A 13,134-nucleotide genomic window follows, 5' to 3' on the forward strand; every position below is an offset into this window, starting at 1 on the left:
GTAATCATAATCTATAATATGCCTGCTAGTCAGAATACTCTGTATTTATAAGTATCATAAGCTACATTTAGTCTAGCGATCGCTCTTTGGGAAAAACTTTTTGGTTTACTGCTAAAGCGTTGAAGAAGCAAAACCATAGATGTGCCTCCTGCGGTTTAAAATTCATCGATGAGGAACGGGTTCACCTGCATCACATCGATGAAGATCACGCCAACTGGAAGAAAAATAATCTGGAAGCAATTCACGAGAGTTGCCACGATTACGAACACATGAGCAAAAGCAAAAGCGCAAGCTGAGAACATCGGAAGCTGGGTGCGGTGAAAGTCGCACGCCCAGATTTAACTGAGAGGTGCGCGGGATAATACCCGCCATCGACTCAACCCAGATGAAGCGATCGCAACGCATTAGAGTGTTGGCACGAAATACTTCTTTATCGTTGATCATGACTACCCAGCGTTGCGTTAAGTGATTGTCGTCATGGCTGATGCTGGCTATCAGTTGATTACCAGCGTAATATTCGTGATGGTCAAATGAGATTTCGACTATTGTGAGGAGTTCGGGAGCTACGGCTTGGGCTTGGTCAGCGATGTAGTTGTCGAGTTCAGCTTGGGCGAGGGCTTGGTTATCGGGGGCAGTGGGGGTGAGTTTCTGAATCTTGCTGGTTTGATATTCAGCGATCGCAGAAATCCAAGAATCTTTGCAGCGTTTGTCGTTTACTTCGGCTGTGCAGGCGATTTCGCTGTAGATTTGCTTGAGTCGGGCAATCGATTTCAGTTGCAGCTGTTGTTGGCTGTAGATGTTGTAAGTCATAATAAATCAGTTCCTAACGGGACGGAAAGCGCTCTAGATTCGCAGTCCGGGCGCTTTCTTTATATTTTTATTGTATCCTCTCACTAGACATTTTGTCAAGTGTCACTCTACAATTTACATAGGATCTACGAAATGATTGAATAGAGAGGATTGTTCATGTCTATAGATGTGCAAATAGAACGGGTTATACGGGTTGATGCCCCTGGCATCGGAGCAAGAATTAAAGAAGCCAGAGAGCGAGATCCACGATCGGTAGAAGAATTGGCTAAAGCGGCCGATATGACTCGTGCTAATTGGTATCGGATTGAACGTGAAGAAAATGATGTTTTACCAGAACCAACCCTTCGCAAAATTGAAGAAGTTTTAGGGGTGGATTTTGGAGTGCGTTTTGATGATTAATCCTGCCAGTGTCATTCCCCCTACTCTGTCTTCAGTTTTTATTGACGAGTTATTACTAAAGGCACTGCGCTTGGTCGCAGTTAAGTCCCACACTCAAAACCTATTTGCAATAGGTTCTAAGCAAATGCGACTAAACCAAAAACAGGTGGAGTAATGAATAAACCACCCCGTAAGCGCAACAAAGTCACCTCTGCTTCATCCAGTGACGACACGCCAGCAGATAACCAAGACCTTGAAGAAAACCCAGCTACAGCAACGATTACAGTTAGTGCCGTTGAAGTAACAGAGTTGAACCAAGAGGAGCAAAGCGATCGCCTGCACTTGGAAAGGAAAGTGGAAAGAGCGTTTTTTGAGGCAGGGAAGGCGCTGACGGAATTACGCGATCGCAGATTATATCGCTCCACGCACAAAACCTTTGATGAGTACTGTTTAGACAGGTTTGGCTACAATCGTTCCCGTTCTTACCAGCTAGTTGATGCGGCAGTTGTTGTGGACAACTTGCAAAAATGTCCACAAATTGTGGACATTTTGCCGACAGCAGAGGGGCAAGTCCGACCCATGACAAAGCTTGAACCCCAGGAACAGCAGGAAGCATGGCTAAGAGCAGTAGAAGTTGCTGGCGGTAAAGTTCCCACTGGTAGAATCGTCAAAGATGTGGTGCAAAGGATTATGGAACGTACTCAAGTACCTAACACTTATCAATTAGGCGAGGTATGCCAAATCTTAGCCAAAGATAATCCAGAACTCAGGGGCAAGGGTGGGTGCTGGGGCATCGTTAGCCAGGTGAATGACTTTAGCTGCACTGTAAAACTCTGGGATAGTGAGTACACAGTTGATTTGCAGCACCTCAAATCTTACAATTACCTGCCTGCCGAGTGTGAGCAGATGCGGGTAATTTGCGATCGCATTACACGAGTGTATTCGGGTGCGTTGGAGGAGTCGGTGCAGAAGTTTTTGGAGATGCTGGGGAAGCTGAACCGTGCTTATTTGACAGCTTTGGAGGAGAAGTTGTTGAATGTACTAGAGTCTGAATACGGGGCAGAGATAACACCCTAAAAAATTTTGGCAAATTGGCATCCAATGTCTTTGGGTTACAGTTTCAATGGAGTTAGCAACACAACGGGACAGTGAAGAAGTTGTAGGGTGGCCGCCGAGATACCTGCAAATTGGGACACGTTGTAAATAAATATTGCAGAGAATATCTTGTTGATTTACTAACTTGCCCAAAAATGATAAAGGACGAATAAAAATTTTGCTACTCAAAACCAAGCTTTTACGTTTCTTCGTCCCTTGCACTTGCTCATAAATGACTCATTTAGGGAATGTCTTCATTTGAATAGTCAAGTAATGGTTGAGGCTGAAACAACGTTAAATCAAGGTTTTTGGCAATTAGCTTTACAAAACTTTACAACGTGTCCCATTTTGCGCGTATCTCGGTGGCTACCCTTGTACGAGGGAAAAGATAAAACTTCCCGCTTCTTGACATCCAGCCGGAGCCAGTTGTTTAGTTGAGTGCTGTAGAACTCCTCTACATGATTTATATAGCGCTCAACAGAGTTCAGTTCCTACTCTACAACTGGCTAGAAATGAACAAAACTCAATAGAATCTCAGAAGATGTAGATAACTGGCATTTCCCGAAGAGCGATGCCTGCGGCGGGCTACGCTTACGCATCAGTAGGCTACGGGAAAATGAAAACTTAGAAGAGGCAGCCCGTGCTGTGCTGAAGCATCTGGGAGAACTGAAGCGACCGTATTTGACTGAGTTTGAAGAAGAGCTTTTGGGTTTATATAGAGGAAAAATCTTAATTGTAGGGATGAGTAACGCTCATACAGGGCTGCACTAACCAATTAACCAGATGGGGCACGGCTCAATGAACAAAGAAAGTCAGAACAACTCCTGGTATGACAGATTACTGGAAAAAGCTAATGTATTGATGCTGTAGTTTCACAAAATTAGGAGTTAAACATCTTAGTTTTGTTAATTTGGGAGAATGCAATTAGCCGGAAGGGTTACGGAGTTTGAGTTTCCACTTTTATCTATCAATTTTAGTTTCTGTGAGAAAATAAAATCTCAAATATTGATGAAATCAAAGTTTCAGAGCTTGGCTTCGAGTGCAGCCTTTGACTTCTGTTAGCATACGCACAATTTTGGGAATCATAAGTTTTAAGTACAAATTGTATTTATCCACCAAAACTTACGTTCCCCAAAAAAAAGACAGTATTTATGGAGTATACAGAATATGAATCGCTCAATCTTGATCAACTAAGAAAAAAAGATACTAACTTTTCCTCTAAACCTCCCTTTCAGCATCAAGTTGAGGCGTTTAAAAAACTTAGCAGTACATTTGAACTAAACAGTAAAGAACCAAAGAGTGGACTATTAGTACTTCCTACAGGCGCAGGCAAAACATTTACAGCTGTTTAGAACAGATACCGCCAGAAAATTGGGGAAAGACTCCAAGCAGCGTCAAAAAACTGGTGGAGGAGATGGCGCAGCAAATAGAACAACAATTAGAGGATCTAGACAAGTTATGCCAAGTAGAAATAGTAACTCTGGTAAAGAAAAATATCAGTGGATTAAGCAAGAAGAAAGATATATTGGTGCCCCTCCTTATGTTGTAGGACTTCCTAAAGGAGAAGGATTCACACCCTGGAAAATAATTATATTTAACTTTGTTACTTTGACATCTGCATTGGGTTTAATCTTCGCCCAATTTATCCATTTAATTGCTTTTGTTGCTAAAAAGATTTTCCAAGGAAAACAGATTTTTCTAGGGACGGCGGATTTAGGACTATTGAGTTTTTTCTCCACTCTGAATAACTGGAACAAGTTGCAAGATTTCCATAGCTTTTTCCAACCTTGGACATTCTTACCGAAACCAAAAATAGCCCAGGATTGGCATAAAGACGAAGCGTTTGGGGATCAGCGACTTAATGGACTTAATCCAGCTTTCTTAAGAAAGTGTCAACCAGAGGATATATCTGAAAGTGGAAAATTTCCTGTCACAGAGGAAATCCTCAAACCAGTCTTAGGTAATGATTTTACTTTAGCTTCAGCTTTCGTGAATAATCGCCTTTATCTGGTGGACTACAAATTGTTTGATGGGATTCTCAATCCTGGACAACAGGATCAAATAGGGAAATATGCCTATGCTCCCCTCTGTTTATTATATGTAAATGACCACAAAAAATTGGTTCCTGTTGCTATCCAAGTACAGCAAAAACTCGAATCAAATAACAATACATCTAACCCAATTTGGACTCCCAAATCATCACCTCAATCATGGTTGGCTGCTAAGATGGTGGTATCAGCAATAGATGCGGCTTATCAAGGGGTTGTATCTCATTTATATGAAACCCATCTGATCGTAGAAATTTGTACTGTTAGTACATACAGAACACTTTCACAAGACCATATACTTTATCAACTCTTAAAACCACACTTTTTCAATACAATAGTCATGAATTTCATGGCGAGAATCTTATTCTTAGGTAGAGGTGGTTTTTTTGATGTTACAGGAGCTTTGGGTTACACTGGCTCGAATGAGCTTTTGCACAGAGCTTACACGGGAGAAGGGCTAAACACCAGCTATCAAGGAGAACCTTGGGAATTTTACAAGAAAGCTTTACCTTATGATTTGGAAGCGCGAGATGTTAAGGATATACCAGGCTACTATTATCGTGACGATGCTCTATTAGCCTGGGATACAATCAAAGAGTATGTTAGTAATATCTTGAAAGGACATTATCCAGATCCGCAGAGTCTAGAACAAGACGAGCAACTTCAAGCTTGGAAAAATGAGTTGATTTCTCCTCAAGCAGGAGATTTGAAAGGTCTACTTTCCTGCAAACATTCCGAGCAATTAACAGGAACTTTGAATAATCTGGATTGCTTGATTGAAATTGTCACTACCATAATTTTCACTGCTACAACTCAACATGCGGCTGTAAATTTTCCCCAATATAACAATGTTGGTTGGATTCCGAGTATGGCTTTTGCGATTTACCAGCCTTTAAGCTATCTAGTCAAATCTGGCGATGGTTCCCAAGAACTAGATGTAGTTCAATTATTACCAAATCGATGGGAAACCCTCAAACAAATTGTCTTAGTCAGAACTCTGAGTTTAGCTCCTCCTTATACCAGCAAGAGTCTACTTACCCTGGAAAACCCTTTTCAAGATGAATTAGACAAGAATGTATTTACAAAATTTCAGAAACAATTGTCTGAAATAGAATGCAAAATCTCTGATCGGAATACCGCCCTTGTTAAATCAGGTCAAAAACCTTATACCTATCTCTTACCCTCCCAAATTCCTCAGAGTATCGCTATTTAATTAACCTGAGTTCGGGTTAAAGATAAGAAGGTAAAACCCCAGGGCAAACGCATCTAAATTACTCTTGATCACAACCAAGGTTAAGAAGCAACGAAAAAATTAACTACTTACCTGCCGAGTGTGAGCAGATGCAGGTGATTTGCGATGGCGTAACCGCCCACGGATACTGTTGGCGAAAGTCTTACAACTCAAAGCCGCAACGACAGATTAAAGGTTTGAGCTTACGAAATACTTTTATTTACAAAGTAGTACATTTGTCAACAGTATCCCACCGTAGGTGATCGCATCAGTCGGGTGTATTCAGACTCACTGGAGGAGACGGCCAAAAGTCTGTTGCAGTTGTTAGGGAAATCGCACTAAGCTCACTGGCTTCATGCGATCGCAACTGGGATATTTTTATTGTGGAATGCGTTCAGCTCCGAACTTGCGCTGATGCCAGTAAGGATAGATTGGCGCGATCACGCTAACCTGATTGAGCCGATTTAATTCCAAAGAGTGTTAGCTCCCACTGAGCAGCACCAAGGTTATCTCGAAGTTGTTGTTCATTTGCTGTCTTCAAAATGCAGCTATCAGTTTCAACTTCAGAAAGATATATTTTGCTGATTTGATTAATCAAAATAAAACTCAAAAAATTTTCCGTAAATGCGTTGAAGTGCGATCGCTCAAGCAGATCGTAGTCATTGCTTCCCATCGATTCTTTCTCTTATTGCCGAAAGCCCTGTTGATGTGGGCGATTGGAGTGATGAATGATGTGTTGTTTATTCAAGTTAATCAGGATAATATACCTCGATTAAGAACAGGAAACTTAAAATGAAAATTTTTGTTCCAGGCCGTCTTTGTTTGTTCGGAGAACACAGCGATTGGGCAGGAGAATATCGCAGTGTTAATCCTCTGCTCGAAAAGGGCTACACCTTAATTGTTGGTACTAATCAAGGAATTTATGCCAATGTCTTACCGAATTCTAATGAATTAATTATTCGTACTTCTCTCAATGATGGCAGGAGTTATGAACCGTTGAGATTATCTATGGAATCTAATACCCTGAAATGCATAGTGGCAAAGGGTGGTTTTTAGTTATGCTGCTGATAGGAAAAGTCAGGCTTCTGTCTGGCAGGATTAACGGCTTGATACTAGTCTGAGTCCCAGTACACCTGCCAAAATTAACCCAATGCAAATAAAACGCTTTACAGAAGCAGGTTCACCAAATAAAAATACCCCCAATAAAGCCGTACCCATTGCGCCTATTCCAGTCCAAACGGCGTAAGCAGTACCTACTGGTAATGTGCGTAGTGCTATCGATAGAAAGAAAAAACTCAATATCATACAAACAACTGTGGGAATACTGAAAGCCAGTTTAGTAAAGCCTTGTGAATATTTCAAACCAATTGCCCATGCAATCTCTAACAACCCTGCAACCAACAAATATACCCACGCCATTATTTATTCTCCTGCACACTGTAGAAATTAAAACTTTTATTTTTTAACGATTTTTCCTATATTAAATATAAAGAAATATTGCAGATCCACCCCATTGAATTAGCTGCATAAATTCCAAAGACACAATTAATTGAGTCCTATAGTATCTATCTGTTAATGTTAGAACTTTTATAAGGCAGCCAGGATTTGACTATCAATTAGTTAAATCCTGGCTGCATTGTAAATTATGAATCCTCTGCTCGTTGTCGCTCAATAGGTAGAGCTTCTAAAGTTGAAAAAGGTAACATATACAGAGGCTGCGCCCTAAGCGTACTACTAGGTCGAAGCAAGCGAGAGCGTAGCATCTCTAAGAGTTGCTATGCCGCAGGCTTTACGGGATTTTGTGCGAATGACTTGCTACAAAGGATTGTGATTACCATTGGGCACAGTAGTTAGAGGAAACCAGAGGAGCGATCGCACCCATTATTTAAAGGAAGACTAACAGTTAGGAGCGTAGCTTGCCGCCTTTGGCATCGCCCCTTAAGCTTTTGTTATACATAGATTTTAGGTTGGACAGTAAAGTTTTTTATACCGCATTTAACAGTAATTTTTATACAGTGAAATACCTTATTAGCACATTGTTTTGCAGGGAAAAGGCAGTAATCTCTATGTGCTAATAATGTGTTTTAATCTGAACTCAGGTTATGTTAAGCTTCCCCCATAACAAGTCCTTCGATCGTATGCGCTTGTACGATAGGTTCTAGTTCGTCAACGATCCGGCAGGCGAAGTGCTTTCGGTGTTCTACAGGGATAGTCTCGTAGTAAGACCGAGTAAACTGGAGATCGTGCCGCAAAGCGTTTTGGGCATCTGGAGCATCCACACCAAGCACTAGCGCGGGCCGCGATTTTTGAGATTGGTTGGCTGTACCCCGATGAATGGTCAGCGCTGACCGGACAGATATATCTCCACGCTTTGGGAGCTTCCTCAAGGTGCGCTCCTGGTATCGACCATAAAGAGATTTGGGCGGAAACATTTCGTGTTTGAAACCAATTGGTCGATCCCACTGAGTACCGGGCGCTATCTCGAACGGCCCCATATCTTCTTCGACATCCACGGTGGTTAAGTTGAAGGCAAGGGAGTTGAGCCTGCGTCCTGTCAGAGTGGCTTCGGGCGCGGGAAAGTCGCGGTGCCACGGCTGATTCATGGAGGCAGTCAGAGGCACGTCGAACCCAATCTCCACAATTTTGTAGTCCAAAGAGAGAACCGCAGTTGACACTGCCACTACCCAAGGATGTGTCACGAGGTCGAGAAACCCCCTGATTCTCTCCGGGTGAATCTCTACGTAGTATCGGTTAGGCCCCCGCCCTACCGCCCCTCTAGGACGGGCAAGCGCTTCTAAGAAGAGAATCTCAATATCCTCACCGAGGCGATCTGCCCACGTCGGCTCAAACGCTCCTTTTAACCCAATGATCCCGTCGCCGTAGAGCCCGCCCATTATGGTGGCAGTATCATACTGCTCATCAAGCGCGGTTGGGGAGATGTCTTCTGTTTTCTCGGCTTGGACGGTGTTAGTGTAGTCAAGGGCAACTTCGTGTGCGGTGGTATTCATCCCAATTTCCTTCTGAGAGCGTTTTAAAACAAGGTTATAACAGGGTCATCGTGGGCGGGACTATAGGCATAGAGTTCTGCTACCCGGCCGCAATGACCCCAAGAACTAATAATAATTTGGGATAGAGAGCGCGTAATTGGGCTATATTTTTCTAAATAGAAGGGTTTGAGGCAATAACATCCAAAAGATGCTCCAGTTTTTAACCGTAAAATTGTAAATAAAGTTAATAAATACTTCTGCTATCATCGCCATACATACCCAAAATTTACTTTTTCTACCCAAATGGTTGCCCCCAGCGCTCCCAGTTCTCCTTATTAAATGGACTGCGCCACTTCAAAATCAGACTCAACTCCAATTCCTGCCGTGAGCGTCGGGGAATAGGTGCATCCCACCAGAAAGCGATGCTCACTTCTCGTTGCAGTCCATAATTATGATGCAGTGAGTGGTAACTACCTAGATATTGCTTGCATCCATGCTCACCTTTCCACCGTTTACCAGATCGTCTTGTTTCACCAACATATAACAGCAAGGGCATGGCATTATCGATCACAAAATAAATAACGGCGCTACCCGCATCTGTTGGCATCCTGTAAAACGCCATTGATTGCAAGAGCAGAGTAAAAGGATCTATCGCGTCTGAATCGCAGTGCTTTGGGGTAAGGTTGAATAACAAATAAATTATTCCGAGAGCAATAGAATTTTGTGGTCAAGTTATATAAAGCCCCGAAATTATCACTACCACCGTCACTGTTTGGTTCAGAAGTTGGTTCTTTTACTGAGTTGACAGTCACTCAAAGAATGCCCGCAATTGCCCGTCGAGTTATCGTTGAAAATAATTTTCCTTCAGAAATTAATACAAGATTAGAAAGGCTTGCTACAGAACTGCCGACAGGATATTTACAACCTCTGGCGAATGATACTGGTGTAGATTTTCCAGCTTGGGATACATATCTAAGAGCTTACAAGGGTCAACGTTGGATAGACGTTCCCTGGTTTTTTGCAGAAACTTATTTTTATCGATTAATTTTAGAAATTACTGATTACTTTCGCCCTGGTATATGGCAAGGTGTTGATCCATTCCAATTGCAAAAATCTCAGGGTCTAGAAGCGTCTCTTGACTCGGCTACTCTTCTATCTACTCAGGTGAATAAATGGCTGGAAGATTTTGAAATTGATGTCCAACTAAACCAAAAAGCTTTAATTGCACTCTTATATTTCGCTTTGTGGGGAAATCGAGTTGACTTGAGTTTGTGGTCAGCATTCGAGGACGACCGGAGCCGTTTTGATATTCAAAATCAAATAGCTCACATTTTAGTAAATGATGCCTCCCAAATTAGTGAATTGTTAACTATTTCTGAAGCAGTCCGCGTTGATTTTGTCTTAGACAATGCTGGTTTTGAACTTGTCTGTGACTTATGCTTAGTAGATTTTTTATTAAGTAGTAACTTAGTTAATCAAGTTTACTTGCACCTGAAACCGCATCCTACTTTTGTTTCTGATGCCATGATTAAAGATGTACATGACACAACAAGTTTTTTAGCCACTACTCAAATGACATCTTTCGCTCAAAGGTTGGAGACGCATATTGCATCAGGGCGTTTAGTCTTATCTGAAGCTTACTTTTGGACATCACCTTTACCATTTTGGGAAATACCCAGCTCTCTCAAGAATGAGTTAACTAATGCCAGTTTAGTTATAGTCAAAGGAGATGCGAATTACCGTCGGTTATTAGGCGATCGCCATTGGGATATTACTGCCAGCTTTGCAGATATAGTCTGCTACTTGCCTGCACCAATAGTAGCATTACGCACCCTGAAGTCGGAAGTAGCAGTAGGTTTAAAATCTGAGGTTATTAAGAAAGTAGCAAACTCTGACCATTCTTGGTTGACCAATGGACAATGGGGTGTGATTCAGTTCGTGGCTTAGTAATTAATATAGAGGCAGTACTCCCCATTACCGTCTAAGGAATAGCGTTAGCCCCGGCGAAACAGAGTTTCGAGATAAACTTGGGAAACACGGCAATCTCCATCAGCATTTTGCAGCAGAAACAAAGAAATGGCTGCGGTAATAAGGCGACGTTCATCCCAATCAGGATGTTTTTCTAAGTAGCTGTTGAGAGATTGATGTAGGGTTTTAGGAAGGGTAGTAAAGATGTTTTGGGTTGAGTTCATCCGATTAAAGCTTCCGGAAGAGCAAATTATAGAGACAATAAGCTTCTGGTGATGCACTACTAGTACAGATCGGCGGAAATAAGCAGACCATATTAGTGGGAGAATAAATAATCAGGATAAAACCCGTTTTGTGTGGACAGTTTGAGGAATCAAGGTGTGGCTAGATTAGCTCCTAAAATACTAAATTTAAGTGATAGCGGGCGTGAGCAACTGCAAAAGTTGATAAACAGACACAACACGCCGCAACAGATAGCAATACGAGCCAAAATAATTCTCATGGCATCTGAGGGTCAAAACCATCGACAAATAGCTCGAAATTTAGATATTAATAGGCAGATGGCTCGTTTATGGCGAAACCGATGGTTGGAAAGCGAAGGTAAAGAATTATCGATTGTTCAAAGATTACAAGATCAGGAGCGTGTTGGCACACCAGTAAAATTTAGTATGGAACAAGTAATCGAATTATTTGCATTGGCGTGTTCTCCACCTGAAGATTACGGACGGTCAATAAGCCATTGGACAGCAAGAGAACTAGCAAACGAAATTATGAAACAAGGTATTATTGAAAGCATATCTGTTCGCCATATTGGAAGATTGCTTGAAGAAGCAGAACTTAAACCCCACGCCTTGTCGCTACTGGTTAACCCCCCCCTGTGGACGAAGAATTTGACGCAAAAATGGAAGACATAACTGGCTTATATATAAGCGCTATTGAGCATCATATAAAGGGGGAACGCACAATATCCATTGATGAAATGACAGGTATTCAAGCTACTGAACGCTTAGAAAAAGACTTGCCGATGCGACCAGGTAAAGTAGAGAGAAGGGAATTTGAATACATTCGTCATGGTACGCAGACCTTAATAGCCAATTTCGATGTTGCTACTGGTAAGATTGTCGAGCCAACTTGTGGAGATTCAAGAACCGAATCAGATTTTGTCCTGAATATTGGCCGAATCATTGAAACTGACCCTGACGCAAAAAAGTGGCATTTAATCATGGATTGCCTGAATACTCATCAATCTGAATCACTGGTTCGTTTGGTTGCTCAAATTGAAGGCTTGAATATTGACCTAGGTATCAAGGGGAAAAGTGGCATACTCAAATCTATGAAATCTCGTGTTGCTTTTTTAAGTGACCCAACACATCGAATTGTCTTCCATTACACACCCAAACATTCTTCGTGGCTGAATCAAATTGAGATTTGGTTCAGTATTTTGGTTCGGAAATTACTCAAAAGGGCAAGTTTCGTTAGTCAAGATGATTTGAAAAATCGAATTCTCAAGTTTATCGACTACTTTAATCAAACAATGGCTAAACCTTTTAAGTGGACATATAAGGGTAAAGTTTTGGCTGTTTAATGGTCTGCTTATTTCCGCCGTGCTGTACTAGTGCAGTTTCACCCTTCAACGGTTTTGATAAATCGAATCACGCCCAGCTTTTGCTGCCGCCTCAGCGCTATAGTAAATCGGATAGTCACCCAATACCGTGCCATCGGAGCTAACAATCCGAAACTGCCAGCATTTGCATGGAGTGTAAAATACGGCTAAAACACGAGAGTGAATACAGACAACTGAATGAATCTTGGTGGTAGTCATGGTACTGTGCGCTTGCTGAATATTAGTAAAGCAGCCATTCTCATAACGAAAATAGGTATAAATGCGTTTCAAGTGAAACTAACAGATCAAGAGATCAAGCCTAGTTATAGATGTTCTAGAAAACTTTTTAACATTAGCACTTTTGACAACTAGCTTAAGTATGAATAATAGTCTATCTTAAGTTAGCTTTTGTAAATATGTACAGCAACAAGCTGTTGTTTATAGTTGAAAATAGCTTTCCATAAGGGGAGTGCTTAAACATCAGGAATTAAAATAATCTTTATCCAAACTAAGATTTAGGCATTGTACAAATTAGGCATAATGTTGCTGTGAATTTCGTCTTTTTAAGTGTGTCCGCTCTACCGTAGGTTAAAATAATTTGGCTACTCAGATGCTGAGATATGTTGTAGTCCAGTCTCTAAAGGTACTGGGCGTTTTGAGAAATGCGATATTAGAGTCAGGGTTTTGGTTAACATAGAAATTCTAGTTCCCAAGAAATAAACTATGCCCAAGACTTGGAATATTAAAATAGACAACTATTTTCAAGCCAACCCCAATTGCATCATCGCCACTGCTCATGTAGACAGCTTCCCCACAGACCTACCCCTAGAACCCAATATCAGGGAACCGAACCGTAAAAGCGTGACCTACAGACAAGTCTTCGACTCCCTGACTACCGAACCCGAAAAATTCTTCTCTCGTCATAGCGGAATCGTTTTGTCAGCCAATAAAGTTAAGCCTATCAAGAACAAAACTGAACTGGAGCTAGAAGTCTTAGAAGCTAACGAGGGCGGT

At 41.6% G+C, this 13,134-nt stretch carries 15 protein-coding genes and 1 pseudogene; 10 read left to right on the forward strand and 6 right to left on the reverse strand.

Going from position 1 to position 13,134, the window contains the following annotated elements; translation table 11 throughout:
- Positions 1 to 107 precede the first annotated feature (107 nt).
- The 5 genes and pseudogenes from GNF10_RS29645 to GNF10_RS29665 all read left to right on the forward strand — a co-directional run.
- Positions 108 to 296 (forward strand): annotated as a pseudogene (locus GNF10_RS29645) (HNH endonuclease); the annotation flags it as partial.
- Positions 297 to 966: 670 nt separating this feature from the next.
- Positions 967 to 1,209 carry a helix-turn-helix transcriptional regulator gene (locus GNF10_RS29650; RefSeq protein WP_179070305.1) on the forward strand — a complete coding sequence of 81 codons (243 nt, stop codon included), beginning with the start codon at positions 967 to 969 and terminating at the stop codon, positions 1,207 to 1,209.
- A gap of 153 nt (positions 1,210 to 1,362) precedes the next feature.
- On the forward strand, positions 1,363 to 2,265 hold the full coding sequence (locus tag GNF10_RS29655; protein WP_185587253.1) for a hypothetical protein: 903 nt from the start codon (positions 1,363 to 1,365) through the stop codon (positions 2,263 to 2,265).
- A gap of 1,169 nt (positions 2,266 to 3,434) precedes the next feature.
- Positions 3,435 to 3,635: a DEAD/DEAH box helicase family protein gene (locus GNF10_RS29660; protein WP_185587254.1), complete on the forward strand. Its 201-nt coding sequence runs from the start codon at positions 3,435 to 3,437 to the stop codon at positions 3,633 to 3,635.
- 19 nt (positions 3,636 to 3,654) lie between these two features.
- The gene (locus GNF10_RS29665) at positions 3,655 to 5,544 is read left to right on the forward strand and encodes a lipoxygenase family protein (RefSeq protein ID WP_221643391.1); all 1,890 of its coding nucleotides are present in this window, start codon (positions 3,655 to 3,657) and stop codon (positions 5,542 to 5,544) included.
- A gap of 463 nt (positions 5,545 to 6,007) precedes the next feature.
- On the opposite strand, the gene GNF10_RS29670 is transcribed toward GNF10_RS29665, so the two are convergent.
- Positions 6,008 to 6,235, reverse strand: a complete 228-nt coding sequence (locus tag GNF10_RS29670) for a hypothetical protein (protein ID WP_185587255.1) — start codon at positions 6,233 to 6,235, stop codon at positions 6,008 to 6,010.
- Positions 6,236 to 6,354: 119 nt separating this feature from the next.
- Between GNF10_RS29670 and GNF10_RS29675 the strand changes: the two genes are divergently transcribed.
- Entirely contained in the window at positions 6,355 to 6,618 is a 264-nt protein-coding gene (locus tag GNF10_RS29675) for a galactokinase family protein (RefSeq protein ID WP_221643390.1), read from the forward strand.
- 42 nt (positions 6,619 to 6,660) lie between these two features.
- Here GNF10_RS29675 and sugE read toward each other — a convergent pair whose 3' ends face one another.
- The 3 genes from sugE to GNF10_RS29690 all read right to left on the reverse strand — a co-directional run bounded on the left by sugE (position 6,661) and on the right by GNF10_RS29690 (position 9,156).
- Positions 6,661 to 6,981: a quaternary ammonium compound efflux SMR transporter SugE gene (gene sugE, locus GNF10_RS29680; protein WP_185587256.1), complete on the reverse strand. Its 321-nt coding sequence runs from the start codon at positions 6,979 to 6,981 to the stop codon at positions 6,661 to 6,663.
- A gap of 686 nt (positions 6,982 to 7,667) precedes the next feature.
- Positions 7,668 to 8,570, reverse strand: a complete 903-nt coding sequence (locus GNF10_RS29685) for a phytanoyl-CoA dioxygenase family protein (protein ID WP_185587258.1) — start codon at positions 8,568 to 8,570, stop codon at positions 7,668 to 7,670.
- A 274-nt stretch (positions 8,571 to 8,844) separates the two neighbouring features.
- Positions 8,845 to 9,156, reverse strand: coding sequence for a hypothetical protein (locus GNF10_RS29690; protein ID WP_185587260.1), 312 nt, complete (start codon positions 9,154 to 9,156; stop codon positions 8,845 to 8,847).
- A gap of 116 nt (positions 9,157 to 9,272) precedes the next feature.
- On the opposite strand from GNF10_RS29690, the gene GNF10_RS29695 reads away from it, so the two are divergent.
- Complete coding sequence (locus GNF10_RS29695) at positions 9,273 to 10,496, forward strand: damage-control phosphatase ARMT1 family protein (protein WP_185587262.1); 1,224 nt, start codon at positions 9,273 to 9,275, stop codon at positions 10,494 to 10,496.
- A 47-nt stretch (positions 10,497 to 10,543) separates the two neighbouring features.
- Here the strand turns inward: GNF10_RS29695 and GNF10_RS29700 are convergent, their stop codons facing one another.
- Positions 10,544 to 10,741, reverse strand: a complete 198-nt coding sequence (locus tag GNF10_RS29700) for a DUF2811 domain-containing protein (protein ID WP_185587264.1) — start codon at positions 10,739 to 10,741, stop codon at positions 10,544 to 10,546.
- Between the two features lie 156 nt (positions 10,742 to 10,897).
- On the opposite strand from GNF10_RS29700, the gene GNF10_RS29705 reads away from it, so the two are divergent.
- Both GNF10_RS29705 and GNF10_RS29710 read left to right on the forward strand, forming a co-directional pair.
- A complete protein-coding gene (locus GNF10_RS29705) occupies positions 10,898 to 11,431 on the forward strand; it encodes a helix-turn-helix domain-containing protein (protein ID WP_185587267.1) in 534 nt (177 codons plus the stop codon).
- A complete protein-coding gene (locus GNF10_RS29710) occupies positions 11,395 to 12,102 on the forward strand; it encodes a transposase (RefSeq protein WP_311774236.1) in 708 nt (235 codons plus the stop codon). Before GNF10_RS29705 ends, GNF10_RS29710 begins: the two co-directional genes overlap by 37 nt.
- Before the next feature lie 45 nt (positions 12,103 to 12,147).
- Here the strand turns inward: GNF10_RS29710 and GNF10_RS29715 are convergent, their stop codons facing one another.
- Entirely contained in the window at positions 12,148 to 12,339 is a 192-nt protein-coding gene (locus GNF10_RS29715) for a hypothetical protein (protein ID WP_185587269.1), read from the reverse strand.
- A gap of 504 nt (positions 12,340 to 12,843) precedes the next feature.
- Between GNF10_RS29715 and GNF10_RS29720 the strand changes: the two genes are divergently transcribed.
- The coding region (locus GNF10_RS29720) for an AIPR family protein (RefSeq protein WP_185592015.1) at positions 12,844 to 13,134 on the forward strand (291 nt) is incomplete at its 3' end.

Source organism: Nostoc sp. UCD121, assembly GCF_014222285.1.
In the GTDB taxonomy this organism is placed as follows: domain Bacteria; phylum Cyanobacteriota; class Cyanobacteriia; order Cyanobacteriales; family Nostocaceae; genus Nostoc.

Coding starts and splice junctions, on each gene's coding strand:
- GNF10_RS29655 (WP_185587253.1), top strand. CDS start 1,363: ATGAATAAACCACCCCGTAAGCGCAACAAAGTCACCTCTGCTTCATCC.
- GNF10_RS29650 (WP_179070305.1), top strand. CDS start 967: ATGTCTATAGATGTGCAAATAGAACGGGTTATACGGGTTGATGCCCCT.
- GNF10_RS29675 (WP_221643390.1), top strand. CDS start 6,355: ATGAAAATTTTTGTTCCAGGCCGTCTTTGTTTGTTCGGAGAACACAGC.
- GNF10_RS29685 (WP_185587258.1), bottom strand. CDS start 8,570: ATGAATACCACCGCACACGAAGTTGCCCTTGACTACACTAACACCGTC.
- GNF10_RS29700 (WP_185587264.1), bottom strand. CDS start 10,741: ATGAACTCAACCCAAAACATCTTTACTACCCTTCCTAAAACCCTACAT.
- GNF10_RS29690 (WP_185587260.1), bottom strand. CDS start 9,156: ATGCCAACAGATGCGGGTAGCGCCGTTATTTATTTTGTGATCGATAAT.
- GNF10_RS29660 (WP_185587254.1), top strand. CDS start 3,435: ATGGAGTATACAGAATATGAATCGCTCAATCTTGATCAACTAAGAAAA.
- sugE (WP_185587256.1), bottom strand. CDS start 6,981: ATGGCGTGGGTATATTTGTTGGTTGCAGGGTTGTTAGAGATTGCATGG.
- GNF10_RS29715 (WP_185587269.1), bottom strand. CDS start 12,339: ATGACTACCACCAAGATTCATTCAGTTGTCTGTATTCACTCTCGTGTT.
- GNF10_RS29670 (WP_185587255.1), bottom strand. CDS start 6,235: ATGGGAAGCAATGACTACGATCTGCTTGAGCGATCGCACTTCAACGCA.